The 24,318-nt window shown below is 46.2% G+C and carries 27 protein-coding genes; 20 read left to right on the forward strand and 7 right to left on the reverse strand.

Annotated elements, in window-relative coordinates:
- Positions 1–6 precede the first annotated feature (6 nt).
- The 11 genes from EA58_RS12685 to aroG all read left to right on the forward strand — a co-directional run bounded on the left by EA58_RS12685 (position 7) and on the right by aroG (position 12,743).
- Entirely contained in the window at positions 7–942 is a 936-nt protein-coding gene (locus EA58_RS12685; RefSeq protein WP_036753331.1) for a bile acid:sodium symporter family protein, read from the forward strand.
- A 425-nt stretch (positions 943–1,367) separates the two neighbouring features.
- A complete protein-coding gene (locus tag EA58_RS12690; RefSeq protein WP_036753334.1) occupies positions 1,368–2,063 on the forward strand; it encodes a hypothetical protein in 696 nt (231 codons plus the stop codon).
- A gap of 504 nt (positions 2,064–2,567) precedes the next feature.
- Positions 2,568–2,714, forward strand: a complete 147-nt coding sequence (locus EA58_RS21705; RefSeq protein WP_161781042.1) for a hypothetical protein — start codon at positions 2,568–2,570, stop codon at positions 2,712–2,714.
- A gap of 59 nt (positions 2,715–2,773) precedes the next feature.
- Positions 2,774–4,042, forward strand: a complete 1,269-nt coding sequence (locus tag EA58_RS12695; RefSeq protein WP_036753337.1) for a cupin domain-containing protein — start codon at positions 2,774–2,776, stop codon at positions 4,040–4,042.
- Positions 4,032–5,174 (forward strand): hypothetical protein, encoded by a 1,143-nt coding sequence (locus tag EA58_RS12700; RefSeq protein WP_036753340.1) that lies wholly within the window; start codon positions 4,032–4,034, stop codon positions 5,172–5,174. The genes EA58_RS12695 and EA58_RS12700 overlap by 11 nt, the downstream gene beginning before the upstream one ends.
- Complete coding sequence (locus EA58_RS12705; protein WP_152548017.1) at positions 5,164–7,029, forward strand: ABC transporter ATP-binding protein; 1,866 nt, start codon at positions 5,164–5,166, stop codon at positions 7,027–7,029. Before EA58_RS12700 ends, EA58_RS12705 begins: the two co-directional genes overlap by 11 nt.
- A gap of 11 nt (positions 7,030–7,040) precedes the next feature.
- Positions 7,041–7,721: a cupin-like domain-containing protein gene (locus EA58_RS12710; RefSeq protein WP_161781043.1), complete on the forward strand. Its 681-nt coding sequence runs from the start codon at positions 7,041–7,043 to the stop codon at positions 7,719–7,721.
- A gap of 3 nt (positions 7,722–7,724) precedes the next feature.
- Positions 7,725–8,999 (forward strand): arginase family protein, encoded by a 1,275-nt coding sequence (locus tag EA58_RS12715; protein WP_051642064.1) that lies wholly within the window; start codon positions 7,725–7,727, stop codon positions 8,997–8,999.
- Between the two features lie 28 nt (positions 9,000–9,027).
- Positions 9,028–9,705 (forward strand): 2OG-Fe(II) oxygenase, encoded by a 678-nt coding sequence (locus tag EA58_RS20985; RefSeq protein WP_051642065.1) that lies wholly within the window; start codon positions 9,028–9,030, stop codon positions 9,703–9,705.
- 211 nt (positions 9,706–9,916) lie between these two features.
- Entirely contained in the window at positions 9,917–11,425 is a 1,509-nt protein-coding gene (locus EA58_RS12725; RefSeq protein ID WP_036753348.1) for a cobyric acid synthase, read from the forward strand.
- Positions 11,426–11,687: 262 nt separating this feature from the next.
- Positions 11,688–12,743, forward strand: coding sequence for a 3-deoxy-7-phosphoheptulonate synthase AroG (gene aroG, locus EA58_RS12730; RefSeq protein WP_036753351.1), 1,056 nt, complete (start codon positions 11,688–11,690; stop codon positions 12,741–12,743).
- 76 nt (positions 12,744–12,819) lie between these two features.
- Here aroG and EA58_RS12735 read toward each other — a convergent pair whose 3' ends face one another.
- A complete protein-coding gene (locus EA58_RS12735) occupies positions 12,820–13,347 on the reverse strand; it encodes a DUF4136 domain-containing protein (RefSeq protein ID WP_036753353.1) in 528 nt (175 codons plus the stop codon).
- A gap of 148 nt (positions 13,348–13,495) precedes the next feature.
- Here EA58_RS12735 and EA58_RS20990 point away from each other — a divergent pair, with 148 nt between their 5' ends.
- The 4 genes from EA58_RS20990 (at position 13,496) to EA58_RS12755 (ending at position 15,914) form a co-directional block, all read left to right on the forward strand.
- On the forward strand, positions 13,496–14,032 hold the full coding sequence (locus tag EA58_RS20990; protein ID WP_051642066.1) for a hypothetical protein: 537 nt from the start codon (positions 13,496–13,498) through the stop codon (positions 14,030–14,032).
- 73 nt (positions 14,033–14,105) lie between these two features.
- Positions 14,106–14,915, forward strand: coding sequence for a crotonase/enoyl-CoA hydratase family protein (locus EA58_RS12745; RefSeq protein ID WP_036753357.1), 810 nt, complete (start codon positions 14,106–14,108; stop codon positions 14,913–14,915).
- A gap of 73 nt (positions 14,916–14,988) precedes the next feature.
- The gene (locus EA58_RS12750; protein ID WP_036753503.1) at positions 14,989–15,567 is read left to right on the forward strand and encodes a rhomboid family intramembrane serine protease; all 579 of its coding nucleotides are present in this window, start codon (positions 14,989–14,991) and stop codon (positions 15,565–15,567) included.
- Between the two features lie 11 nt (positions 15,568–15,578).
- The gene (locus EA58_RS12755) at positions 15,579–15,914 is read left to right on the forward strand and encodes a DUF1840 domain-containing protein (RefSeq protein ID WP_036753360.1); all 336 of its coding nucleotides are present in this window, start codon (positions 15,579–15,581) and stop codon (positions 15,912–15,914) included.
- Between the two features lie 49 nt (positions 15,915–15,963).
- On the opposite strand, the gene EA58_RS12760 is transcribed toward EA58_RS12755, so the two are convergent.
- A complete protein-coding gene (locus tag EA58_RS12760) occupies positions 15,964–16,605 on the reverse strand; it encodes a DJ-1/PfpI family protein (protein ID WP_036753362.1) in 642 nt (213 codons plus the stop codon).
- 134 nt (positions 16,606–16,739) lie between these two features.
- Between EA58_RS12760 and EA58_RS12765 the strand changes: the two genes are divergently transcribed.
- Together EA58_RS12765 and EA58_RS12770 are read left to right on the forward strand one after the other, a co-directional pair.
- Entirely contained in the window at positions 16,740–17,450 is a 711-nt protein-coding gene (locus EA58_RS12765) for an AraC family transcriptional regulator (RefSeq protein ID WP_036753365.1), read from the forward strand.
- 127 nt (positions 17,451–17,577) lie between these two features.
- Positions 17,578–17,913, forward strand: coding sequence for a tRNA-binding protein (locus tag EA58_RS12770; RefSeq protein ID WP_036753368.1), 336 nt, complete (start codon positions 17,578–17,580; stop codon positions 17,911–17,913).
- A 46-nt stretch (positions 17,914–17,959) separates the two neighbouring features.
- Here the strand turns inward: EA58_RS12770 and EA58_RS12775 are convergent, their stop codons facing one another.
- Together EA58_RS12775 and EA58_RS12780 are read right to left on the reverse strand one after the other, a co-directional pair.
- Positions 17,960–18,727, reverse strand: coding sequence for a class I SAM-dependent methyltransferase (locus tag EA58_RS12775; RefSeq protein ID WP_036753371.1), 768 nt, complete (start codon positions 18,725–18,727; stop codon positions 17,960–17,962).
- A 25-nt stretch (positions 18,728–18,752) separates the two neighbouring features.
- Positions 18,753–19,391, reverse strand: a complete 639-nt coding sequence (locus EA58_RS12780) for an HAD hydrolase-like protein (protein WP_036753374.1) — start codon at positions 19,389–19,391, stop codon at positions 18,753–18,755.
- 328 nt (positions 19,392–19,719) lie between these two features.
- On the opposite strand from EA58_RS12780, the gene EA58_RS12785 reads away from it, so the two are divergent.
- Positions 19,720–20,385 carry an alpha/beta hydrolase gene (locus tag EA58_RS12785; RefSeq protein WP_036753377.1) on the forward strand — a complete coding sequence of 222 codons (666 nt, stop codon included), beginning with the start codon at positions 19,720–19,722 and terminating at the stop codon, positions 20,383–20,385.
- Positions 20,386–20,427: 42 nt separating this feature from the next.
- Here the strand turns inward: EA58_RS12785 and EA58_RS12790 are convergent, their stop codons facing one another.
- Positions 20,428–20,808, reverse strand: coding sequence for a PH domain-containing protein (locus EA58_RS12790; protein ID WP_036753380.1), 381 nt, complete (start codon positions 20,806–20,808; stop codon positions 20,428–20,430).
- Positions 20,809–20,980: 172 nt separating this feature from the next.
- Here EA58_RS12790 and EA58_RS12795 point away from each other — a divergent pair, with 172 nt between their 5' ends.
- Both EA58_RS12795 and EA58_RS12800 read left to right on the forward strand, forming a co-directional pair.
- The gene (locus tag EA58_RS12795; RefSeq protein WP_152548018.1) at positions 20,981–21,727 is read left to right on the forward strand and encodes a sulfite exporter TauE/SafE family protein; all 747 of its coding nucleotides are present in this window, start codon (positions 20,981–20,983) and stop codon (positions 21,725–21,727) included.
- A gap of 62 nt (positions 21,728–21,789) precedes the next feature.
- Positions 21,790–22,242, forward strand: coding sequence for an AraC family transcriptional regulator (locus tag EA58_RS12800; RefSeq protein WP_051642069.1), 453 nt, complete (start codon positions 21,790–21,792; stop codon positions 22,240–22,242).
- Between the two features lie 87 nt (positions 22,243–22,329).
- Here the strand turns inward: EA58_RS12800 and EA58_RS12805 are convergent, their stop codons facing one another.
- Both EA58_RS12805 and EA58_RS12810 read right to left on the reverse strand, forming a co-directional pair.
- Complete coding sequence (locus EA58_RS12805) at positions 22,330–23,259, reverse strand: hypothetical protein (RefSeq protein WP_152548019.1); 930 nt, start codon at positions 23,257–23,259, stop codon at positions 22,330–22,332.
- 202 nt (positions 23,260–23,461) lie between these two features.
- A complete protein-coding gene (locus EA58_RS12810; RefSeq protein ID WP_036753384.1) occupies positions 23,462–24,040 on the reverse strand; it encodes a glutathione peroxidase in 579 nt (192 codons plus the stop codon).
- Between the last annotated feature and the right edge of the window lie 278 nt (positions 24,041–24,318).

The following is a 24,318-nucleotide window of genomic DNA, read 5'->3' on the forward strand; positions in this document are numbered from 1 at the left end:
CAAAATATGCTAGGGATGGTGATCAGGCTTTTTCCGCTTTGGGCCGTATTACTGTCGGGTTATGCCTTGGTATATCCGACTTTTTTTATTGAGATGAAAACGGCGATTGTGCCATTGCTGACGGTGATCATGCTGACCATGGGGCTGACCCTGAAACCGTCAGACTTTCTTGATGTGGCAAAGAAAAAGCGAGCAGTGAGTGTCGGCGTATTGCTTCAGTTTACGGTCATGCCGATGGTCGCCATTGTGGTCAGCCTGGCGTTTGGGTTTAACCCAGAGCAGACTGTTGGCATGGTGTTGGTGGGGAGTGTCGCTGGCGGTACTGCATCTAATGTGATCTGCTATCTCGCCAAAGGCGATGTTGCCCTGTCGATTTCCATGACCGCTATTTCAACCCTACTGGGTGTTTTTCTCACTCCTGTCTTGACCGGTGCTCTGGCTGGACTCAGTGTGGAAGTGCCCATGGCGGCGATGCTACTCAGTCTGGTGAAAATCGTGCTGTTGCCCGTTCTTGGAGGCGTTTTGCTGAATCGCTACGCCTCCAATGTCACCGCCAAACTTGCGCCTGTGCTTCCTTTATTGTCTGTCTTTGCCATTGTGGTGATTATTGCGATTGTCGTGGCACTGAATGCCGAAAGTCTGGTGCAAGTGGGAACGGTGATGGCACTGGCTGTTGTGCTTCACAATAGCATTGGCCTTGCCGCGGGTTATTTTGCCTGTCGCCTGTTGGGCTTTAATGAAACCATCAGCCGGACGATTGCAATTGAAGTGGGGCTTCAGAACTCTGGTCTTGCGACTGCATTAGCGATGAAGTTCTTTAGCCCGGTTGCGGCAATTCCAGGGACTTTATTCTCCATCTGGCACAATATCTCCGGTTCACTGCTGGCGGCTTATTGGTCGAAAAGCAAACCGGGAAACGTAGCTGAGCAAATCGCGGGTTAACAAACGCGGATATCATGGATTCTGTAGTGAAAGGGCCGCATGAATCTTTCTGTTGTGCACTGGCTTTGTCAGTGCACTCGGTTTGCCAATCAACCGAGCAGTGGTATTCGATAACGAAAGATGAAGTAAATGCGACAAATATTTATCATCTATTTATCAACTTTTGCTCAGCTCTGATAGCTAAAATTCAAATCAGTTCAGTGATTCTTTTGGTTTGTTTATTCTGGGCTGTTTCTTCTGTTAAAGCTGGATGAAAAGTATCAGCGAAGTCTTATTTCATTTTCTGTTTCGCACCAATGTCTCACGAATAACGATCTGAAATCAATGACGCATTGCTTTTCTGAAAGTTCATCTTTACTGTAAGTCCGTCGTTGTAAAAAATAAGTGTTTATCATTTCAAGCATGCCATAGAAAGGAGTTATTTTATGGGCTTATACATTAAAGATTCTGCATTTACTTGCCCGCAAACTCGAATTTTAAAAGCCACGGAGTTCTATAAACCTTTCCCTACGAACGAAGATGTCGCATTCAATCAAGATCAATTACTGCCCATTGGCTTACTGGCATATTCTCAAATAGACAAACAAAGCGACAACAAAGTTTTGATTGCACTGCCTGTCTCCATGGCAATATTCGATGGCGATGTTCCTTTTATGACTTACTCGCTTACTGAGTCTGGCTGGCAAGTTGATGCGCACGATGCAGAGCACATTGATGAAGACTTAGAAGATTTTGAAGACTATGGCGAATTTTATGAACGTGCTGCGGCATTCTATGCAAAGTATCAGCGCCTCTCTTTGTCGCTGGAAGAAGAGAGCGAAAGTGTAGAGTTGCTACAGATAGGCGGCCAACCGATCCTTGGCTGTAACTGGGACGCGTATTTATGGGATGAAGCGCGTGATGACGAAGACAAGTATTTTGATGCACTAGATGAAGAAAGTGGTGCGAACTACGACGACTATATGTCACGGGAAATTGGCTTTTATGATGAAGAAAGCGAACTTGACTTTGTTTACCTCGGTACTTTCAGCTACACCACGTACGTTGATGGCGGCGGCGAGTGTATTTTGTTTTATAACGCGCAACATCAAAAAGTAATGGCTATTTCTGAGTTTTCTTAATCAAATAAAAAGCCAAAGTCCGAAAAACGACAGCGGATTTTGGCTTTGACAAAATTTCGAGCAATCGAGAGAGTTCTAATTGCTTTCCTAAGGTTTCAAACAGGCCAAATCTTCCTTTCTTTCATTTCCACTTCTTTCTCACATTCATGGTGTGAAATCGTTTTTTTCACAGATGACGGCCTTCTTTTGGTTCTGTATGAGCATCTAAATTAGGGCTTCTCAGTCATGATGAGAGTACGGTGAAACCAAGTTTTTCCGAATTATTCCTGATAAAAATCAATCAACTGATGAAGTGGTTCAGGGCTATTCTCGTGATGCGACCTTGAGAGGCTCACAAGTCAGAGAGCCCACAAGTAAAATCAATTGCATATGATTATCTATGAGATCTGTTTCACTATTTATGAAACACAACCTGTAGTTTCATTCTTTCCTTGACTAGGGTCAATGTGGTTGAAGTCAAACCAATTGCTGTCTTAACTTAAATTCATTGTTGAGGAAAATAGCATGGAAATCAGAAACAAAGCGTCAGAGGCTAAGAAAGAAGAGCAGGTTCAGCTGAAAGACTTAGATATTGAGGTTGTTGAGTCAACTGAGTTACCAGTAAATATGATGCGGCCTATCCGCCATATTCGCAGTAATCATATGGAATGATAAACATTGGCCGGTACTTTTGAGTATCGGCTTTTTGTTGTGAATATCAGGAGGAAGCTATGTCTTCAATCTCAACATTCATCAATATAAAAGAAAACTGTGTCTCTGATCTTGTCGAACATATTGTTGAGCATGAAGAAGTTTATACGCATCGGAGATATCAGCCAGAGGAAAACCCAATCTTCATGGAACCTAAGTTAATTCGTGCTTCATTTGACGCTGAGCGTTTCAATGAAAATGTGATTTTCGAATTAATGAGAAGAATTTCTAAAGATGCAGAGAAAGCAATGTCATCTTTATTTCGTGTTTATATCGAAGGTAAATTGAGCCCAAAAGATGAGCATGAGTTTATATTTAGTTCCAGAAATGAATGTGAGTCGATTGAGGCATATTTTCTAAGGTTAGCTGGAAATAGAAAGTTTGGTGTGATTATTAATGGTGCGGAGCAATGGTCTGATGAATTAAGCCGGTTTGCTCAACAAACATTTTCTCCTGTGATTCATAAAATGGGATATGACTGTTCAACTATTGAAGTCACACTATTTATTGGTAATTACGGGTATACACCTTTTGGGATTCATGTTGATGACCCTTATACCCAAGTGGTACATTTTCATCTAGGCCCATCAAATAAATCACTGACCTTATTTGAACCCAAGTTATTCCATCAGTTCAATGGTCCAAGCAAGAATTGCTATGATCCAGATGCAATGATTGAAATGGGGAATACATTCAATATTCAGCCGGGTGATATTTTTGTACTGCCACCTCATTATTATCATGTCGGAAATACGGAGTCATTTTCGATTGGGATCGCAATTGCCATATCAAAATACCCTAAAAGTCATGTGACAAAAAATGTGATGAGAACGGCCATCACAGAAAAAATCTATGATAAACCAATTAGCGATGCAATATCCTCAGATGAATTTGAATGCTTGAGTTTTTCAGAGTGGCTTTCATTTCATTATGAAAAGTATTGTTTCATTCAAAAAAGCCGAGGTGGGCTGAGATACGCATATCAAGCAGACCGAAGCGAAGAGATCAATCATGACACTATCCTGGAGATGGATAAGGATTTCAGAGTCTTACTGCATGAGAAAAAGGACAATCTTTTTGTCTTTGCAAGAGGGAATCATATCAAGGTCAGAAATCATCCGGCAGTGAAACAACTCTTTCAGATACTTCATGAAATTTCAACACCATTTACGATTCATCATTTAAATGAGTGTGTGCTTGATCAAATCAGTCAGTCTGATATTCAATATTTTATTGATTTGCTGTACTCATTTGGTGTTATTCACCTAAGGGAAAGCCATGAATATTAGAGAGAATGCTATTCAGGAACTCATGGCATTCAGCCAGGAACTGAAGAAATTTTGTGTCATTCAAAATGCAATCACGAATCATGAAGACGTTTTTTTTCAATTGAAGCAGGTTTTTACAACATTCAGCGAGTCAAATATTCCACGTGCAAGAGTGTGGATCGACGGTGGGCAAAGATATACGGCTGCGGATGATCTGGTTTCAAAATCAATCTCGCAAATTGCCAACTTAGAATTGTTTTTGAAAGAGACGCTTTCTTCTGAAAAATTTTGTATCACACTGAATGGTTTAAGTAGTTACTCAGAAGTGCTCTCTTCAGCGATTGTTGCGCATATTTTACATCCCATTTTTGCACAAGCCGGAAAAACACCCAATTGTGGTACAGATGTCTACTCATTTATTGGGAACTATGGTTTTACACCGTTTGGCGTCCATGATGACCAGGATCATTCGCTACTTTTCCATGTCGGCCCAGAGCCGAAGATTGCCTATATATGGGAGAGAGAGCAATATGAGTCAATCACAGGTGGCACCCTGGCGTCGACCGATTATGAAGCATTGCTCTCGCATGCGAATGTGATCACCCTATATCCGGGAGATTTACTATTTATCCCAAAGGGAGATTTTCATATTTTTGAAACAAAAGGATTTTCTGTCACGTTAGGGGTTACGATTTATCCAGACGATCTGCTGCTTGAATCGACGCAAGGGCTCAGATTAATGGCGGGTCAGTTGACAGATCAAGATCAAATCATGAATACAGCCCTGACCTTGAATGAGTTAGTGCAGTTACGTCGTTTAGCTGTTCTCAGTAACGGAAGTATTATTTATCCGCCCATGATGAAACGCGCTGATGATCGTCTGACGCTTGCTTTGAATCCATCCATTTCAGCGAAAACAATATACCCTGTGTATGCGATGAAAATTGGTGATCGTGAAGCATTGATCGTTCGAATGAGAGTGATTTGGTCAAAATCGACAGGATTGATGAGTCAGATTTCAGAACGAATCAATGCTGCAAACAGCCAACCTCTCAGGGAATTTCTAGTGCCATTTGAAGGTGACAATTTAAAGAAAATTGTTGTCTCTTTACTGAATCGAGTTCACCAGATGGGAGGGATCAGTGTTGAGTAATACACCACAAGAAAAAACAGGTGTTTTATATCGTATCTGGCATTCAACTTTTCGGCACTTATCGCGTCTGGATTATTTCCAGCTTCAGCAAATGTCGATTCATTATCGTGATCTGCGTATATTTCAATATATCTGTTATGCGGTTCGTTGCGCTGCACCTTTGAGTACACTGTTTCTGTTTTTTTCGTCAGCTTTGAGTGTGTCACTGAGTATCTATTTATCATTTATCATGGGTGATATTACTGAAAGTGTTTCGATTCAAGCCTATGATGAAATTAAAATGTTGGGCGTCGTCATGCTGTTGGTTTGGATTTCTATTCCAGCAGTTCAGATGATTTCATTTTTATCGAATATGTTTGTGTCTCAGAATCTGCGGGGGGCGATTATCGATCACCTTTCAGCCAGAATCACATTTGCTGAAAAGCGTGCATTGGAAAAGAATCATTTAGGGAATTTAGTTGAAAGAATAGAAGTGGCTTCTGTCTCACTTCCTGGTGTTGTGAGTGCATTATCAGATACTTTAATCAAATTATTTTCTGTGTTGATTTTAGTCAGTGTTCTGCTGACGGATGTGTCTGTAGAATTGGCTATATCCGTTGCTTTATGGATCACGAGTGCAATCATCCTTTCAGCATATCTTGCTTATTCAGGGATGAAATTTGTAGAAAATGCCAGTGACACTCACTCAAAACTAATGTCAGAAATGACCGAAGTGATTATGAATATTCCTGTGATCTCTGCTTTTCTGTCAAATCAATATGAAAGAAAAAGGCTCAACAAATATCTCTCTCAAGATATTGAAGCTTGTCGCCAGGTCAGAACCTACTGGCTACTGGTGCAATCAATTGAAACGGCCTATAAATGGCTTTTTGGTTTTTTATTTATTTTCTATTCTTTCTATCAGTTTGAATCAGGTGTGTTTACACTCGCCCAGCTTGTGACTTTATTGACTCTGATCATTATTCTATCCTGGCATTTTGAATCAGTTGCTTTTCACTTTGTCGATTTTTTCGATTCTTTGGGTGAGTTAAATGCCAGCCTGAAAGATATTCGAAGGATACCGATATCAGTGACTGAAATTGAGCCTATTGATAAGCCTGAGTCTTTCTCTATCTCCCTGAAAAATATATTTTTTGTGGAAGACGGAAAGATCATTCTGAATGATGTTAATTTAGATATTCAAAGTGGCAGTAAAGTGGCAATCGTTGGTTTTTCTGGCTCGGGGAAATCAACGCTGTTAAAAATCATTTCCGGTCAAATGAAACCCACGCATGGTGATGTTTTGATCTCGAGTGATGTTCATTTTGATGATTCATGGAATGCAATCAAATCCATTTCTAGTTTTAGCGATCAGAATGCACCCTTATTTAACAGAACTGTGAAGGAAAATATAACGTATTCATCTCATACAGCGAATGATGAAAAAATAAAGCAGGTTATCTCTGAGTCGGAATCCTTCAGTATTATTGAAAGGCTATCAGATGGGTTGAATACTGTGATTGAAGAACAAGGTACATCTGTGTCAACGGGTGAAAAACAGAGAATTTCGATTGCCAGAGCATTATATAAAGAGTCCAGTGTCTTGTTTTTTGATGAAGCAACATCTTCAGTGGATATCAAAACAGAGGCAAGAATTATTCGTAACTTGCTGAAAGATCCTCAACAAAGAACATTGTTATTTGTCACACATAGAGTTGCAAGTGTAAAAGAATTTGATCAAATTGTTGTTGTGAGTCATGGGAAAATTATTTCTTGTGGTACTCATGATGAGCTTATGACGTCATGCCATTTGTACGTATCCATGCAGACAGAAAAATCTTTTGATAACGATGAGAAAGATTTAAAAGTAGGTTAATGCAAATGAATATGAATAAACCACTGCTTTTCAAAGGATACTCAAATGGTTGGCCTGCGCTTCATCATTGGTCATGGGAATATTTCGCTGATCTGAAAGAGACCATGATTGATTTGTATGATCATCACGGGGATTTTGTATGCAAAAACCTGTTATCTGAATTTGTTCGTCAGATTGACAGCACCAAACTATATGCTTCTGGATGGCGGTTTTATCTCGAACATCCTGAAATGAAATCTCACTTCTCTGAACCTGAATTCTCTCGGCATGATTGTTTAAAAAAGATCCCGGCGACATGTTTTCTGGAACTACTGTGGATTTTTATTGGGGGGCGGGGAACCGGAACATCTCTGCACCAGGATGTGCTTGGCTCTCATGCTTGGCTAAGTATCATTGATGGGAAGAAGCTTATGGCCTTACATCCACCGGAAGATTTTTCTACCTGTATGGAAGAAAAAATTATTGAATCCGAATGTGTTTTAGAGTCTGGTTTTGGGAAAGGGCACTGGCAATTCTTTGAATTAAATCCGGGCGATCTGATTTTTATCCCCAGTCTGTGGTGGCATGCAGCAAGGAACGAGTGCAAAACGATCGCTTTAACACGAAATTTTGTTTCTGAGGATATTAAACAGAAAGCAACAGAACATTTATACGGGAATAAATTAAATCATCTGGTGAGTTATTTGGAGTAATCTATGCATTTTTCTGAAAAAAATAATGACACTTGGCAGATCCACCCTGAGATATGCATTTATCTTCGGCATGGTCATCGCGCAGAAATTGCATTAGAAGATTTTGGAATCAAAATATCATCATCGAGAAAACTGGCAGAGGTCATTGATGCGCTCAACGAAAGAGATCATTTTTCAGTAGATACTATGAGGGAACTCGTTTCGGAAGATGTGATAGACGTTCTGATGAAAAATTATTTTGTAATACCAGTGGCTATGCAAGATTTATTGAAGAAGTGTCCTGTCTATCCGGCGAATCATCCCGTTGGTCAAACGCTGAATTTGAATCAAATGGACTCACTCAAAAAAGATGATGTTGTGGTATTTCATGCCCCTGTATGCAGTACAACGCACTGTGACGTACCTGTGACCCAAGGGGGAAAATGGGTCAGAAAGTTTTTAGCAGATACTTTTCGGTGTACAGGTAGCCCAAATGACGATTGCGATATCGTAGACTTAGATTTTGGCGAGAAAGTTTCTGCCTCTGATTTGCATCTCTATGATTTAGGCGATATTGCTTATGACCCAATGACAGAAACACAGCGAACCGTTGGTGAACGGTTATCTTTTCTGTGTATGGAGATCTGCGAAAGACAATCGAAAATGATTGTATTAGGCGGGGATCATTCCCAGGCGTTTTATACGATTCAAGCACTCAGTCGTCGTCATCATCGAATTGGTGTCATTCAATTTGATGCGCATCATGATTTATATGTGTCCGGTAATCCGTCTGATTTGGCCATGAATCATGCCAATGTGTTTCATTGGGTGAAAGAGATGGCGCATGTAGAAACCATCTGGCAGGTCGGTGTCAGGGATATTTACCCTCAGAATACGCACAACGTTCAGAGAACGCAGCATTGTAAGGTGAATACTTTGTCAGCTTATGAAGCGCGAACTCGTGGTTTTGGAAGATTGATTGATGCGCTCGATCCTCAGTTAGACTGGTTTATCTCATTTGATGTGGATGTTCTGGCCGGGAGCGATATTCCGGAGACCGCCACTCCCGTGCTGGGTGGGCTGGATTATTATACCGTTCTGCCTCTTTTTGAACGGATTACACGAGCAGTGAATGTGGTCGGTATGGAAATTGTTGAAGTTGGTGAGGGCCAGCCGTCTTCCCATGGGGCTGCGGCTATCGCTGCCAGGCTTGCATCGCGCTATATCTTCAGTCTTCGTCATCCCGAAAATGTCTCCCAATCAATTTATGCACATTTGAGCCATCACACTGCGGAATGATCAGAATTTTTTAATCTGGAGGTTTCTCATGATCAACATGATGGATTTAGTCAAAATTGAACGCGGGGTACTCACATCTCAACAATGCGACTATTTAATCCGTGAATATGAAAATCATCGGGAAAAAGCCTGTCAGGAATCATCTTTTAACGCGCAGACAAAGCGCATTGAAGCGTCTTCATTTCGAGCGGTTTCTCTGCAACCTCAAACAACTGCTTTTGATCTTTTACATACAGCAACGACCAGCATGATTGAAATCTGGATTGAACATTTAGAGCGGCAAGGACGGTTCAATACCGCTTTGCTGAGGCGCTGTCTTCGGTTTTCACATGATTATCGTATTTTGAAATATCAAAAAGGAGAGCGGATTCATCCACACACAGACTGGGATTTTTTTACATTGGGAAGCTGTAGTTTCATGCTGAATGATGATTACACTGGCGGTGAATTTGTCTATTTTAACCGTGAAGTCCCAATTGTTTTGAAAAAAGGTGATGCGATTATCTGGCCTGCCGATTGTTTTTGGGTGCATGAAGTCAAAGCTGTTGAAGAAGGTGTACGATACAGTTCGAACAGTTTTATTGGTTACCTCCCTGAGCCGTATAAAGAAGAAATCAGCCCGCTGATTGAACCGACAGCTGAACAACTTGCGTCATCTCTCAGCTATTTACATAAACCGTGTGCATCCTCAGGTGGGAAACAGTAAGAACCATCATCCTAAGTCGTGAACTGATACGTTTTGAAAATCACTTTCTGGTGAGAAATATTTCTCGCGGCTGCGTATCGAATGGGCTCAGGTTATGGGGCGCGAATAAATACGAGTGTCTGCTGGTACTCTGATCCTAAATCGGGTAGAAAAGCCCCTATGATTGTTTATCTATGTGACAGTGTCACTCTTAGGGTAGGGAAGGTTGAAAATGCAGCCCACGGTTCGCGCGCTGATGGTTCAGGGGACAACATCTGATGCAGGAAAAAGTGTCCTGGTTGCCGGTTTATGCCGGGTTCTGGCAAGAAAAGGGATTCAGGTCGCGCCATTTAAACCGCAGAATATGGCGCTGAACAGTGCCGTGACTGCTGATGGTGGAGAGATTGGTCGTGCACAGGCGGTACAAGCGTTTGCCTGTGGGATTGAACCCACGGTCGATATGAATCCGGTCCTGCTCAAGCCAAATACGGATACCGGTGCTCAGGTCATTGTTCAGGGCAAAGCCGTTCAAGATATGGATGCCATCGGCTATCAGGGTTACAAAAAGTTCGTGCTTCCTTCGATTCTGGATTCTTTTTCTCGTTTGCAGCAAAACTTTGAAACCGTGCTGATTGAAGGGGCGGGCAGCCCCGCTGAAATTAATCTTCGTGAAAACGATGTGGCAAACATGGGATTTGCTGAAGAAGCGGATGTGCCGGTCATCATTGTTGCGGATATCGATCGCGGTGGAGTCTTTGCCCATTTGTACGGCACACTGGCTCTGCTGTCTGAATCAGAGCAAGCGCGTGTGAAAGGGTTTGTGATTAACCGTTTTCGGGGAGATATTTCGCTGCTGCAGTCCGGGCTGGACTGGCTGGAAGAGAAAACCGGGAAGCCTGTTTTGGGTGTGCTGCCTTATCTTCATGGCCTGATGCTGGAAGCGGAAGATGCCATTTCGGTAGAACAGGTTACTAAAGTCGCCAAGCCTTTGCAGGTGGTTGTGCCGGTGTTGACGCGGATCAGTAACCATACTGATTTTGATGTGCTGCGAATGCACCCGCAGGTGAATGTGCATCTGGTCGGTAAAGGACAGCCTTTGCCTGCTGCCGATTTGGTGATTCTGCCCGGAACGAAAAGTGTTCGAAGTGATTTGGCTTACCTGCGCGAACAGGGATGGGACCGGCAGATTGAACGTCACTTGCGTCTGGGTGGCAAAGTGATGGGAATTTGCGGCGGCTACCAGATGCTGGGCGAAATGATTGCAGATCCGAACGGGTTGGAAGGCGATGCGGGCCAGAGTCCGGGCCTGGGTTATTTGCCGGTTCAGACTGTGCTGGAGCCAGAAAAGCAGTTGAAGCAATCACACGGGACGTTAACGTTACCGGGACAGGCACCGGTTGCTGTACGTGGTTATGAAATTCACGCCGGTGTGACTTCTGGTGTCCTTCCTGATGGAGCACCGGTGAAGCTGGAAACCGGGCAAGGGCCGGTTGCCGAGGGTGTGATCGGGTTAGAGGGGCAGGTCTTCGGGACTTATCTGCACGGGGTATTCGATTTACCGGAAGCCTGTGATGCAATTCTGACCTGGGCCGGGCTTTCTGAGAGTCAGACCCCGGATATGGCGCAAATCAAGGCTGAGAATATTGAACGGCTGGCCGATGCCATTGAGTCGCATATGGATTTGGCGGCCATCTGGCCGGCGTGGCACGCTGTCTTTGAGTCAGCAGATAAAAAGGAGTAAAGCAATCTGCTGCATATGAGGTGAGCTTTAGTTCATCATAAAGATGAACAGGAAAATATCTATATAGAATTCTAAGATTGTATGGTCTGTCGTCTGGACCATACAACATTCAACGGAAAGTCGCCGACTCGGGCTGTGATTCAATTTCAATTAGCGTTTGCACATGCTGGTTGAAGGCGATAAGTTAAATGGCTATTGGAGTAGATGATCGGCCTGATACTGACCATATCAGACCAAGACATGTAAATTGGAAGTAAGCAGTATGCATAAAACAGACGACGTAAGAATTAAAGAAATTAAAGAATTATTACCACCAGTGGCTGTACTGGAGAAATATCCGGCGACTGAAAGCGCGTCTGAGACCGTTTTTCAGGCGCGTCGAGCGATTCATAACATTTTGAATGATGAAGATGATCGCCTGTTGGTTGTGGTTGGTCCATGTTCCATTCATGATCCGAAAGCCGCCCTTGAATATGGTGCCCGTCTGAAGGAACTTCGTGAAGCACTGAAAGATCATTTGGAAATTGTGATGCGGGTTTATTTTGAAAAACCACGTACCACAGTGGGCTGGAAAGGCTTAATTAACGACCCGTATATGGATGACAGTTTCCAGTTGAATGATGGCCTGCGTATGGGGCGTAAGCTGCTGCTTGATTTGACCGACATGGGCATGCCGACGGCGGGTGAGTTTCTGGATATGATCACCCCGCAGTATATGGGCGACCTGATCAGCTGGGGTGCAATTGGTGCAAGAACGACGGAGTCTCAGGTTCACCGCGAGCTGGCATCTGGCCTGTCTTGTCCGGTCGGTTTCAAAAACGGTACGGACGGTAACATCAAAATTGCGACGGATGCGATCGGCTCAGCCAGTGCACCACATCATTTTCTGTCTGTCACTAAGTTTGGTCATTCTGCGATTGTCTCTACGGCCGGGAATGAAGACTGTCATATCATTCTGCGCGGTGGGAAAGAGCCAAATTACAGTGCAGCGCATGTGAATGCCGTGATTGAACAGTTGGAAAAGGCAGGTCACCGCCAGAAAGTGATGATTGACTTCAGTCATGCCAACAGCCTGAAGCAATATAAACGCCAGATGCTGGTTGCGGAAGATGTGGGTGAACAAATTGCCCAGGGCAATCAGGCGATTTTTGGGGTGATGATTGAAAGCCATCTGGTGGAAGGCCGTCAGGATATCGTTGACGGAAAAGTCGAGACTTACGGCCAGAGTATTACCGATGCCTGTATTGGCTGGGAAGATACAGAGAAAGTGCTGCGTGAGTTAGCAGATCACGTCGCGCAACGTCGTCAGAGTGCCTGATCCCCATTGATTCTTTCTGCATGAATATAAAGCGAGGATAAATTACGTCCTCGCTTTTTTATTTTCACTGGCCCCATTAACCTCGCGATGGCGGGTACTGTGCAAACATTTCTCCGACCTGTTCCTGAATAAAATTCTCTCGTGCTGATGGTGTCATGTTTTCCGTGAGTTGCCGTCGGGAAATTGAACGCCAGATGACTTTATTCGTCTTATTGTCAATAAGCTCTACGATCAGCTTGCCGTAGTTATATTCACGGAAACGGACGGGTGTTGAATAAGCAATACTGCTGTATCTGTAGCCAACCCCAAATGCGAGGGATGTGCCGTACGAATCAAAATCCGTCATTTCCCGGATGTACGGATTCACGGTCAGATCGGCTTGTTCCTCTGCAGGTTGCAGACCTTTATAACGTAGCTCTCGTTTGATGGTATCTTCTAATCGGTCTTTATCTAGACTGACAATCGAGGATTGAGGCCCCTTGGCAAACTGATAAGTGTGATACTGGCTGAAATCCACGCTGGCATTGTAGTCAGTTGCAACTTTGGCGCTGCATCCACCCAGCAGAATCAGAAAACAGGGAACCATGCTCAGTAAGGCGCGCATATGATTTTCCTCGTAGCCCGAACGGTTTCTGAACGGTTGCTCAAACAGTTACCGAACGGTTACCCGAACGGTGATGGTTTGTTTTGAGTATAGCGTTTCCGCTGATTCTATAATCAAGGCACTGAGACGACCGTGGCAGGAGCCATGCATGAAATGCGCTTTCGTTTGTCTGGGAATGGCACTCTTCATGGCGGGATTACAGGGACATCAGCGATTTTCCGCCAGTGAACAACGCCATCATTCAGCGATGGATATTATCCGCCTGTCATCTGATTTTATAGAGCAGACGAACGCAATACAGCAAGCGCCTATCCGTTCGGATGCACCCGACGATACATTCATCCCCGGAATGGTCGTTCACCCTGAAGATGGCTATGTTGAATTTGAGCGCCCCTGGTGTTTTTCAGCCCAATTTTCAGTCCATGACTATCAAACGCAGATCACAGCGCTCTGTCATCGCCAGAACGGGCGAATGCGAGGGGAATGGTGTGTGGAACCTTCATCTGAAATTGCGCTTTTCAGTGCATCTCTCGGCCTCGAAGGCTCAACGTGTCATGCCGGGGGTGAAATTGCTGTCATTCATGTGTATCGGCCATTGGGGTCACCCCAGGATCAGCGATGGCAATTTTTCGCAAGGGCCATCGGCTTTACACCAATGCAATCAGACCAGAAGCCGAGATTGTGAATTACCGGGCTGTTTTTTTTCATTCTGGCTGTACACTTAACTGGACTGACCAGATTTTTCACAAGGATGTAACATGACAGACTGGCAACGCCTGCACATTACAGAAGCTGAGGGGATCGTGACGGTTGCGCTGAACCGGCCGGAGAAGCTGAATGCATTGGATATTCAGATGTTTCAGGAACTGGATAAAGTCAGCCGTTTACTTCGGACACGCAAAGATATTCGAGCCGTGATTCTGACCGGGGAAGGTGGAAATTTCAGCAGTGGGCTGGATGTAAAAAGCGTGGCGACTTCACCGAAGAAAGTCCTTGGTTTGCTGAAAAAATGGCTGCCGGGTAACGCAAACCTTGCACAGCGTGTGTCCCGAAACTGGCGATTGATCCCTGTGCCGGTCATTGCTGTGATTGAAGGGCGCTGTTATGGCGGTGGTACACAGATTGTATTGGGTGCCGATTTTCGGTTTGCTACCCCAGAGGCTGAACTCTCAATCATGGAAGTGCGCTGGGGCTTGGTGCCTGATATGGCCGGGCTGGTTTCACTGCGTGAACTGGTTGCTAAAGATGTGGCCATGAAGCTGACCATGACCGGAGAGATAATTTCCGGTGAGCGGGCGCAGCAGTTGGGTCTGGTGACGGAAGTGCATCCTAGCCCTTTGCGTGCAGCTCAGACTTTCGCACACCAGATATGCCAGGCCTCTCCGGATGCTATTGCGGCGATTAAGTCCACCACAAATAAGAGTTGGGTCCGGGGTGAACGGGCTTTGCTTGCCAAAGAAACGATGAGTCAGTTGCGGTTGATTCTGGGGAAAAATTTCAAAATTGCGGGTCTTCGCCAGCGAAACAATACCGATAAGGCGTATCAGAAACGTCAGTCTTTTTGGTAAATCAACAACTTTTCCTTATCTTGTGATAGCAACAGGCTTATACTTTTTAAGAGAAGTTATGGAGGAAAGCCTGTTGGATCAAAGTGATAAAGATGCCATCAATTTCATTGGCACTGTTGTTGTACTCTGTTTTGTTGTTCATGTAATCAATATGCTGATGGGAGGCTACCTGGTGGATTACGGCCTTCTGCCCAGACATGTGACACATACCATCGGCCTCGTGGCCTATCCGTTTATACACGGTTCCTGGGCGCATTTATTCAGTAATATTGTGTCTTTCTCGGTACTGGGATATCTGGTATCGCGTTCGGGCCTCTCTCGTTTCATGGCCGTATTCCTGATCTGCTGGGCGATCAGTGGGGCTGGGGTCTGGCTATTTGGACGAATGCACTATCATATTGGTTTAAGCGGCATAATTTACGGGCTTTGGGCATATTTACTGGTGTACGCGTTGTTGCGCCGAAGTATTAAGTCGATAGTGATTGCGGTGATCGTGATGTTTTTTTATGGCTCGATGCTCGCAGGGATCATTCCGGCACGTAGCTGGATCAGCTATGAAAGCCATTTATTTGGTGTCGTTGGTGGTGCCTTTGCCGGTTATGTGTTTGCCAGACGTGATAAACAACGCGCGCTGGCGAATGTGGAACAATAAGGGGGAAGGATATGCTGATTACTTTTCACAGCAAGGCCAGTGCTAACATCACGATGTTTGGCCATGTCGCGAAACAACTGATACATATGATGGGGTATTGCGAGAATGTTCCGGGCATTATTGATGTTGATGATGTTCCCAAAGCTTTGGAAAACCTTCAGAAATCGCTGGTGGTGACCAAGGCACAGGAAGACGCACAGCAGGCAGCAGAAACGGAGAAGGATGATGATCCTTGGGACGATTCTGAGCCAGATATCAGTATGCTGACGCGGGCAAGACCTTTAATCGAAATGCTTGAGGCAGCGATAGAGGAAGAATGCACCGTAATGTGGGAATCGGACAGTTAAGCAACTGAGAGATACGGCGGCTTAGCAACAAGGCCGCTCAAAAACAGGGTTACTCCACGATATGCAGCGGGGCAAAGGGATCATCATCCGGATCGTTTCGCCAGAGATATTCGGCATCGATTGCCACTTTTCGGGCGGCTTCTTCGCCGACGAGAAAGGTGATTAGCCCCAGCGTCATATCTAGCCCCGCCGCCGTGCCGGATGAAGTAAAGGTATGCTCATCCTGTACCCATCGGGCAACAGGGCACCAGAGGACGTGGCTGTTCAGTTCACTGACCCAGTGATACTGATGCTTATTCGTGGTCGCTGATTTCCCATCCAGAAGCCCTGTCTGTGCCAGCAAAGCGGAGCCGGTACAGACAGCGCATTGTATCCGTGCTTTTCTGCCCTGATGGCGCAGCCATTGAATGAGCGGTGGATTTCCCAGCTCAGCTTTGACGCCAGTACCCCCCGGCACTAAGAGCACATCGCAAAACATGTCATCCTGGAAGCTGGCATTCGCAACGATTTGCACGCCTTGCTGACTCGCTACGGCTAAGCCATTTTGTGACGTCAGGGTAATCGTGACGTCCTCTTCAAGTCCGCATAACAAGGTGATCGGCCCACTGACATCAAGCAGGTTAAAACCGGGAAATAAGGGGATCACAATGCTGAGTCCGCGTTGTTTGTCAGGGGCAAGGGCTTTAGTCATTACTTTTGTTTGTCCTTTCATTCTTTACTTACCGTAAAGCATAGTTCTTCAGCGGCTTATTCAAAAAATTCGGTATGGCCCCGGCCCGATTCCCGGTAAGCTATGACTGACTTTTCAGCAAAATCAAGACAACAATGATGATCCGGCTTTCGATTCGAAGTTACTCCCTGACAATGCGGGCGCATGAACACCACTACCATCAGCTGGTGTTTCCTTTGGCAGGTAATATCACCCTGGATATGGCTGATTTCAAAGGAAAAGCTGGCCCGGGACAATGTGTTGTGATTCCGGCAGCAAGTCGTCATGGGTTTCAGGCAGATGAAAAGAGCCGGTTTCTGGTGGCCGATACAGACCGTTTGCCATCGGAGATGCTGCAATTGCCAAGGCCGCTTTTTACCATGTCTTCCGAGTTAACGGCTTACTGTCATTTTCTGGATTTACAGCTGTCTCAGTCTGCGCAGCCCGAACTGGTGAAAAGTATGTCCGGGTTATTTTCACACTTGCTGACAAATGAAAAAGTACATGTCGTTCGTGATCACCGGATCGCCCGGGTTTTAGAGGTCCTGAACCGGGATCTCAGCCAGTCTCTGCCGCTGAGAGAGCTGGCGGCACTGGCTTGCCTGAGTTTAAGCCAGTATAAGGTTTTGTTTCAGGCGCAACTTGGGATGACGACAGGCAAGTACCTGCAAAAACAACGGATGATGAAAGCCAGAGCATTGTTATCTCACTCTGATTTGCCGGTTTCACATATTGCGGAGCAGGTTGGATTCACCGATTTGTCTGCTTTCAGCCGGCGCTTTATGGCGTATTGGGGGGAAACACCACGGCAGATACGGCATCGTTAGCGTCCACGACGCTTTTCATTGAACTCCGGCTTTTCACAAAAGTAAATCGGCTTTTGAGCAAAATTCCAGACTCTGCCCTGCGCTATTCTGTGGCTGTTCATTACAGATAAATCAATACGGAGTGTTTATGTTAATTGCATGGCAGGATTTTGAAAAAGTCGATTTGCGGGTCGGGCAGATTGTGGCAGTCGAAGCATTTCCGGAAGCACGAAGGCCCGCCTATAAACTTTATCTGGATTTTGGGCCGGACATCGGCCAGCGAAAAAGCAGCGCACAGATTACCGATTTATATGAAGCAAACACATTGGTCGGCAAAAAAGTGATGGCAGTGGTGAATTTTCCGGCAAAGCAGATTGGCCCGTTTATGTCGGAGTGTCTGGTGACTGGTTTTTATCGGGAAGATGGCGCTGTGGTTCTGGCTGTGCCGGATCAGGATATTCCGGTAGGCGCGCGGCTGGGTTAAATGAGCGGGGAATTCGACGGGCAATTCAGCCCGCCTGACCGAAACTTTACCGGACGTGTATACGGCCAAGGTACAGATTCGTGTCGTATTCAAACGTAATTTTCCCGTTAATCTGGTAGGTACGGTGCAGCTCAGTGAGTACCAGGATGAGTCGGGTGTAATTTGCAGAGCCTTCCTGAGGGCAGTACGACACAGAACGGACCCGGCCGATCAGAGCGTCGAGATCCATGCATTGACTGTTTTCAAAGACGTGTTGTTCCATGTCTCCGGCAGCAAAGAATCGCCGGATATCTTCATCTTTGAGGTTCATGTGATTGACGTATGCATAATCAGGACTGAGCTGGCGCAGTATTGCGTCATAATCTCGCTGAAGCGGCGATGAAAACCGGCGCTTGTTCCAGATCAGCGCCAGATAAGCATTCGGTTTGGCAATCCGTTGAAATTCAGTTCGGGTTACCTCGTTACAAAACCAGTGAAAAGACTGTGCAGCGGTGATGAGATCGACGGTGTGATCTGGCAGACCGGTCTGTTCCGCCGGGGCCTTGCGGCTGGTATAGCCGGGCATCCCGGCAAGAGACTGGTCCGCAGCCTGACGCATGGCATCATTTGGCTCAACGGCACATACCTGAAGCCCTTTTTCCAGCAGGAGCCGGGTCAGGATCCCTGTTCCGGCACCGATATCTGTAATCACGGACTGCGGATGAACGTCTGTTGCGCTGAGCAGCGCTTTGATCATCTCCTGAGGATAACCGGGGCGGTACTTCCGGTAATCTTCAACCCGATCTGAAAAGCGTTCTGTCGCTTGTTTCATCATGACTTGTCATCCCTGAATGTTGGTTTTATTGCTGACTCAGCTGGAGCAACTGTTCCGGTTTTTCAAACAGATATTCGGGGTGCTCAATTTCAAGCTCTTTTCGGGAGCCGTAGCCCCAGAGAACCCCAGCCGATTGCAAACCATTGTGATGGGCGGCACTCAGGTCGACGGCCCGGTCGCCAATCATGACGGCATGCTGGGTAATGGTGTACCGCTGGCGTAATCCTTCCAGTTGCTGCCACTTTTCAATACCAATATCCCCGCCATTGATGAATTCGAAGCAGTTGTCCAGTTCAAACAGGGTGAGGATTTTGCGGGCAAAGTCAGCGCGTTTTGAAGTGCAGATCCCCATCCGGACGCCCTGATTGCGTAATGCTGTCAGCGTCTCTTTGACACCGTCATAGAGGGTATTTTCTGAGTATCCGATGTCTGCGTATCGCTCACGGTATTTAGCGACAAGACTGGCAATGACGGATTTGTCGTGATTTTGGGTCAGGGTAATGAAGGTTTTATCCAATGGTGGACCAATATGAGCCGCAATGGTTGCTTCAGGGAGTTCGGGCAAGTCGTGGTGAGATAAAGCGTAATTGAATGACTTGACGATCCCCTCTCTGGGGTCACTGATCGTGCCGTCTAAATCGAAAACCAAATGGTCGTGTTTCATGCTTATCTCCTTAATTTTCTATTCATGCAGTGCGTTCCGTGCTTTGCCTGCGTTCTTGCTGATGACGCACAGTGCGCCTCATTGAAAGCAGTGCGCCTGATTGTATATGAGGTCAGCAGTCGGTCATATGAAAAATGACTGCATAAAATGCCTGAGGTCTATTGAAGCCATGGAGCAGTCCCCGGTTCGCCAGTCAGTGACGGTTCACATGACCCCGATGCGGATTGCTCGATGAGTGCCAGCCAATGCGTGGGAGACGGAAAAAGCTTAACAGTGCTCATCATCTTGGGCTACAGTGGCAATACATTTGATTCATCAGGATATTCTCATGCCTCTTCTCGATTGCGTAGAAGTGAACCCCAGAGTAAAACCAACCGCGACGGTTATCTGGTTACACGGACTTGGCTCGAATGGACACGATTTTGAAGCCATACTGCCTGAATTAAAGTTACCTGCAAATGCGCCGGTTCGCTTTATTTTTCCACATGCTCCCTCAATGCCGGTGACGGTAAACGGCGGGATGGTGATGCCAGCCTGGTACGACATTCTGGAAATGGGCTTAGGCCGTAAACTGGATAAAGCCCAGTTGCTTGAATCATCGCAAAAGATCGCGGGGTTGATTGATCGAGAGCGAGCCCGTGGTATTGCCAGTGACCGAATCATCTTGGCCGGTTTTTCTCAGGGGGGCGCCGTGGCGTATCAGACGGCGCTGACGTATCCGCATCCGCTGGCCGGCCTGCTGGCATTGTCGACCTATTTCCCAACGGCTAAGCGTGTTGAAGTTTCGCCTGCCAATCAGGAGCTGCCCATTGAGGTCATGCATGGCAGTTATGATCCGGTTGTGTTGCCATCGTTAGGGAAAGCTGCGGTTGATGCGCTGGAAGCACTTGGTTTACAGCCCCACTGGCGTTTGTATCCGATGGAGCATCAGGTATGCCTGCAGCAGGTCGAAGATATTGCGAGCTGGCTGAAGCATACCCTTCAGATTCAGTAAAAAAATGATGTATCGCCGGCTGTTGCCATGACAGCCGGGTTACTACTTCCCAGCGACTTTATTCGCCAGTAGCCCCTGCAGTTTATAAATATTGGTTTTACTGCCAAATTCCATGCCAAAGGGTTCATGTTGACCAGAAACCCAGATTTTCAGTTCGGCATCCAGGTCAAAATTTCCGGTGGATTCGACTAAGAACATGGTGATGGATTTATACGGAATCGAACGGTATTCCACTTTGCGTCCTGTCATGCCCTGTTTATCGATGAGGATCAGGCGTCGGTTCGTCAGGATCAGCATGTCACGAATCAGTTTATAGGCCAGTTCGATTTGCTCATCAGGCCCGAGGATGGCACTGAGCTCATCTGTGGCTTCCTGAATGTCCATTTCACCCGCATTCCCAAGTAGCTTATCCAGTAGTCCCATGTCATTTTCCTTGAATATCAGTGTGCTGACGCTTGTTGAGTAAAAATGTGACGCTGTTTAAACAATACGCACCTTTAAGACAAGATGCCAGAGCCACGAATTGACAGGAAAGAATTGGACTGTATATTTAAACAGTATTTTCGGGCTTTGACGTTTCAGGGGAGGTTATTTCTTGGCTGATTTTTCGGTTTCGATGCTCTCGGTGATGGGCCTGAGTGGTATCGCGATACTGACCTCAGTGGTTGCTGCCGTTCTGGGTTTTGGTGGGGGGATGCTGCTGATTGCGTTTATGCCCCTGTTTCTGCCGGCAGCCGCTGTGATTCCGGTGCATGGTGTCACACAAATGGTCAGTAACGTCAGCCGGGCTGTGTTTTCCTGGCGTGAGGTGGCTTGGCCGTTGCTGCCTGCTTATCTCATGGGGGCGGTGATGGGAACATTGCTGATTGGGTTCACCGTCGTCCATGCCGCCACCAATTACCTGCCTCTGTTCATTGGCAGTTATATTTTGCTTAACGTCTGGCACAAAGGTTTCATGCGTTGGATCAGTCAGTTTGAGTCTATGTTTATGGCAGGGTTTGTCTTGAGTGCACTGGGTCTGTTGGTTGGTGCACCCGGACCTGTTTTTCATCCAATGGTGATGAAAAAACTTGAAAATAAGCATCAGCTTGTGGCAACGACAGCCATGATGATGACCATTGCACATGGCCTGAAGTTGCTGATGTTCGGCTGGATTGGTTTTGCCTATATTGAACAGTGGCCTTTGCTGCTTGTCTTGATGCTTTCAGCAATGCTTGGCTCCTGGTTGGGAACCCATATTCGTCGGCGAACAAATGATGAGATGTGGATGGTTGCCATGAAAATCTTACTGAGTGGTCTGGCGATCCACATGATGATATCCGTTGGTACGGGGCTGCAATAACAACGCGTGGCAGCCGGTTTTCGTCGAAACAGTTTTTGTTGAAACAGATAGGGAGAGAAAACATGCAGAAGGAAACTTTAGCCGCAGGCTGGCTGGCATATGTCGAAGTGACAGGGCCTTATGGCGAGAATTATAAACCGGCATTGCAAACCTTATTTTCCTGGGCTGGAAAAAAGGGGCTTGAAGGTGGTCAGTGTATTTTCGTGTATCTGGATGATGTCGAGACGACATCACCACAGGATTGTCGTACTCGGGTGGGCGTAACTGTGCCTGAAGGAACGTCAACCGATGGGGTGATCGCCCTGATGCATTTACCGGGAGGTGAATATGCGACCCTACGGAAACAAGTCACAGATGAATCTCAATATGCCCCGTACTGGCAGCAGCTGAATCAGGAGCTTTCGGCGGTTTCTTCACTGAGTATTGATGGTGAACGACCTTGCTTTGAACTTTACCACAGTGTGGATGAAGAAAATGATATCTGTGATACCAGCTTTTGTATTCCTGTAAAGTAAGTTCGTATCAAACAGGCTCATCGCGGGGTGGGCCTGCTTGATGAAGTAGAGAAGAAAGGGGGTGGGGATAAAATAAAAGCGGCGAGGCTAATGTCCGGATAAATCCAGATATGCCTGCAACTCTGAAAGTTGTCGGCTGCGCTCGGCGGCCAGAATTCCCAACCAGTCTTGCTGTGTCAGGTTTGGATTCAGCGATGTCAGTAAGGCTGCAGTCTGATCACGGTATGTTTGCCAGGCGCGCTGAACGCTTTTTATATCCTCAGCGGTGATCTCAAGGTTGAAGTCTTCGATAGGCTCCCCCTTTAACTGATGGGTCAGGCTGTTATATGTCTGTTCCATCGTTAGATTTGCTTCTTCTAAGGCCGGAATATCTTCCGGTGCTGTGCCTGCCAGCGTATCAATGATTTGCGAAAGATATTTGTCGTTCTGCAAGGATACCGATTCAATCCGGAACGCAGCGTAGCTGCTGCCACTGTGCAATTCTTCATACCGCGCTTTGTGTTCAAAAAAATCATTTGCCATCTGAATGGCATTTTTGATGGCTTTTTGCTGTGACGGGGGAAGATGGCTGATCGCCGCATCCTGACGTTTCTTCCGAGCGAGTTGTTGTTCTCCTGCAAAGCGATTGCTACAGAAGGCGGTGCCAACACCGCTGGTGATGTACTGGCATAAGTCGAATTCAAAAGGTCGCTGATGCTGCCAGTGATCGTAGACATCCAGCACGGCATATTTCACTTCTGCGGGGGCGAATCCTCCCTGACAGACTAACTGCAGGGTGAGGTGGCTTTTTTGCTGTTGCGGGTATTGGATGTTCCGGGAGATTTTCTCAGCCACTTCCCAGATCTGGTAAAGCGAATTATCAGAAGCCGCTTTCAGATAAACCGCTTTGTCGGCATCTGTCAGGTTGTCTGGTTCCAGGTTTCCTGCCTGCACGCAACGTTGTTGGGTGTCGGGATCAAGACTGACCATCTCAGACGAGTGATCGGCCAGTGAGAGGGGGGTGATAAACAATGTCATCAGGGAAAGTGCTGAAGCCTGAACCTTCACAAAAATAGCTTTACTGGCGTGTCCTGACATAGTGGCGAGTGTGGTGAATCGGAAAGAGTGGCTGTTACGATCGCAGGTTGTCTGAAAAAGAACAAGAGGGAATGTGACAATATTTTGGCCCGTTGTGATTTCTCTCGCCAAAGAGAACAGGAACAGGCCAAAAGTGAGGTTGTTAGCGGGGCTGAGCCAGTAGTTGCTCAATGCTTTGGGTCAGTTTGGTGTCGTCCGGTTTGGTGGTACTGGCGAAAACAGTCACGACTTTCCCCTGGCGATCGACCAGGTATTTGTAGAAATTCCACTTCGGTGTCACACCCGAATCTTCGGCAAGTTGGTGAAATATAGGATTGACGTCACTGCCACGAACCGCACTTCGGGACATCATCGGAAAAGTAACGCCGTAGTCCAGATAGCAGACTTTCGCGGTGTTCTTTTCCGTGCCCCGGTCTTGAAAAAAGTCGTTTGACGGAAAACCAATGACAGCAAACCCTTGATCCTTATAGGTTTGATAAAGTGTTTCCAACCCTTCAAATTGCGGTGTAAATCCACATTGACTCGCCGTGTTGACCAGCAACAGGACCTGCCCGTGATACTGCTGACATAAGTTCACTGTGTCTGTGCTGTTCAGCTTGCCAATCTCATGGTTCAGCAGAGGCGGGCAGTCAGATTGGGCTGCCTGAACTGGAATAAAGGCCAACAGTGACGATACGAGAATCGTGGCTTTGATGAGATGTCTGACAAATGAGCGTTGCATAAGCATTTCCTGTCTGTGGCGGCCAAATGATGTTGATGATCGTTCGAATCGCTATTGTGTTCAATTTAAGCACTAAATGATAGCAACACGATCATTTCAGCAGGAATTTCTGATGTGCTTGCCTGATTGATAAGCAGTTTCTCAGAAATTTACCCTGGCACAGGGCTGGTTGGTTGCGCGAAAGCATGAGCGTCGGGAATTTTTAGTGTACAGCGATCACATGAAAAAGTGTGTCGCGTCTCTTAGGGGGCATAAATCACTCATTTTTCATCTGATAC

The sequence above is a fragment of the Photobacterium galatheae genome (genome assembly GCF_000695255.1).
GTDB lineage: Bacteria > Pseudomonadota > Gammaproteobacteria > Enterobacterales > Vibrionaceae > Photobacterium > Photobacterium galatheae.

Bases quoted from the DNA above. Each gene is read 5' to 3' on its own strand.
- EA58_RS12700 (WP_036753340.1), top strand. From the start codon at position 4,032: ATGAATATTAGAGAGAATGCTATTCAGGAACTCATGGCATTCAGCCAG.
- EA58_RS12710 (WP_161781043.1), top strand. From the start codon at position 7,041: ATGAATAAACCACTGCTTTTCAAAGGATACTCAAATGGTTGGCCTGCG.
- EA58_RS12755 (WP_036753360.1), top strand. From the start codon at position 15,579: ATGCTGATTACTTTTCACAGCAAGGCCAGTGCTAACATCACGATGTTT.
- EA58_RS12685 (WP_036753331.1), top strand. From the start codon at position 7: ATGCTAGGGATGGTGATCAGGCTTTTTCCGCTTTGGGCCGTATTACTG.
- EA58_RS20990 (WP_051642066.1), top strand. From the start codon at position 13,496: ATGAAATGCGCTTTCGTTTGTCTGGGAATGGCACTCTTCATGGCGGGA.
- EA58_RS12725 (WP_036753348.1), top strand. From the start codon at position 9,917: ATGCAGCCCACGGTTCGCGCGCTGATGGTTCAGGGGACAACATCTGAT.
- EA58_RS20985 (WP_051642065.1), top strand. From the start codon at position 9,028: ATGATCAACATGATGGATTTAGTCAAAATTGAACGCGGGGTACTCACA.
- EA58_RS12715 (WP_051642064.1), top strand. From the start codon at position 7,725: ATGCATTTTTCTGAAAAAAATAATGACACTTGGCAGATCCACCCTGAG.
- EA58_RS12800 (WP_051642069.1), top strand. From the start codon at position 21,790: ATGCAGAAGGAAACTTTAGCCGCAGGCTGGCTGGCATATGTCGAAGTG.
- EA58_RS21705 (WP_161781042.1), top strand. From the start codon at position 2,568: ATGGAAATCAGAAACAAAGCGTCAGAGGCTAAGAAAGAAGAGCAGGTT.
- EA58_RS12695 (WP_036753337.1), top strand. From the start codon at position 2,774: ATGTCTTCAATCTCAACATTCATCAATATAAAAGAAAACTGTGTCTCT.
- EA58_RS12745 (WP_036753357.1), top strand. From the start codon at position 14,106: ATGACAGACTGGCAACGCCTGCACATTACAGAAGCTGAGGGGATCGTG.
- EA58_RS12785 (WP_036753377.1), top strand. From the start codon at position 19,720: ATGCCTCTTCTCGATTGCGTAGAAGTGAACCCCAGAGTAAAACCAACC.
- EA58_RS12760 (WP_036753362.1), bottom strand. From the start codon at position 16,605: ATGACTAAAGCCCTTGCCCCTGACAAACAACGCGGACTCAGCATTGTG.
- EA58_RS12810 (WP_036753384.1), bottom strand. From the start codon at position 24,040: ATGCAACGCTCATTTGTCAGACATCTCATCAAAGCCACGATTCTCGTA.
- EA58_RS12780 (WP_036753374.1), bottom strand. From the start codon at position 19,391: ATGAAACACGACCATTTGGTTTTCGATTTAGACGGCACGATCAGTGAC.
- EA58_RS12775 (WP_036753371.1), bottom strand. From the start codon at position 18,727: ATGATGAAACAAGCGACAGAACGCTTTTCAGATCGGGTTGAAGATTAC.
- EA58_RS12805 (WP_152548019.1), bottom strand. From the start codon at position 23,259: ATGACATTGTTTATCACCCCCCTCTCACTGGCCGATCACTCGTCTGAG.
- EA58_RS12690 (WP_036753334.1), top strand. From the start codon at position 1,368: ATGGGCTTATACATTAAAGATTCTGCATTTACTTGCCCGCAAACTCGA.
- EA58_RS12735 (WP_036753353.1), bottom strand. From the start codon at position 13,347: ATGCGCGCCTTACTGAGCATGGTTCCCTGTTTTCTGATTCTGCTGGGT.
- EA58_RS12790 (WP_036753380.1), bottom strand. From the start codon at position 20,808: ATGGGACTACTGGATAAGCTACTTGGGAATGCGGGTGAAATGGACATT.
- aroG (WP_036753351.1), top strand. From the start codon at position 11,688: ATGCATAAAACAGACGACGTAAGAATTAAAGAAATTAAAGAATTATTA.
- EA58_RS12770 (WP_036753368.1), top strand. From the start codon at position 17,578: ATGTTAATTGCATGGCAGGATTTTGAAAAAGTCGATTTGCGGGTCGGG.
- EA58_RS12765 (WP_036753365.1), top strand. From the start codon at position 16,740: ATGATGATCCGGCTTTCGATTCGAAGTTACTCCCTGACAATGCGGGCG.